The organism is Microvirga soli, from assembly GCF_016734765.1.
Taxonomy (GTDB): Bacteria; Pseudomonadota; Alphaproteobacteria; order Rhizobiales; family Beijerinckiaceae; genus Microvirga; species Microvirga soli.
The window spans coordinates 1-676 of record NZ_JAERQE010000167.1 but is presented as its reverse complement, the minus strand read 5'-3'; the positions used below and the strand labels follow the sequence as shown (position 1 = coordinate 676).

General features: G+C 67.5%; 2 protein-coding genes. Both read left to right on the top strand.

The genetic code is table 11. The features are described from left to right. Positions 1-77 precede the first annotated feature (77 nt). A complete protein-coding gene (locus tag JKL45_RS29700; protein ID WP_201865377.1) occupies positions 78-500 on the top strand; it encodes a helix-turn-helix domain-containing protein in 423 nt (140 codons plus the stop codon). Next, positions 497-676, top strand: a 180-nt coding sequence (locus tag JKL45_RS29695; RefSeq protein ID WP_201865375.1) for a transposase, incomplete at its 3' end; no start/stop codon positions are given. The genes JKL45_RS29700 and JKL45_RS29695, both read left to right, overlap by 4 nt.

Below are 676 nucleotides of genomic sequence, written 5' to 3'. Positions count from 1 at the left end.
TAAAGCGCTTTTGATCTGGGCTTGAATCCATTCGGGTGGGCTGCGCGTTGACTAGGATATGGCCCGGGAGGCAAGCCATGCCCCAGCCCTATTCCCCTGATCTGCGTGAGCGTGTTCTGGTTGCCTGCGAGCGCGGCGACCTTCCTCAGGTCGAGATTGCCCGCCGCTTCCAGGTCTGTCCCGCTACGATCTCCAACTGGCGCCGCCACGAGCGCGAGGAGGGTCGGCGTGCCCCCAAGCCGCACAGCGGCGGCGTGCCCTCGCGCCTGGATGCAGCAGCTCTGGCGGTGCTGCGTCAGCTCGTGATTGAGGACAATGACGCGCTGCTGCGCGAGTACCGCGAACGCCTGGCGGAGCGCACCGGCGTGACGGTCTGCCTGGCGGTGATCTGCGAGGCGCTCAAGCGCCTCAAGCTGCGTCCGAAAAAAAGACCCTCCGGGCGGCCGAGCAGGAGCGGCCCGAGATTGCGGCCGAGCGTGAGGCTTACCGCCAGCAGATGAGCGTGCTTCCCGCGGAACGCCTGGTGTTCCTAGATGAAAGCGGCGTCACCACCAAGATGGCCCGCACCCATGCTCGGGCGCCGCGCGGGCAACGCGCCTATGGGTCCATTCCCCTCGGCTCCTGGCAGCGGCTGACGGTGATAGGCGCGCTCGCCTGTGAGGGCCTGGTGGCCACG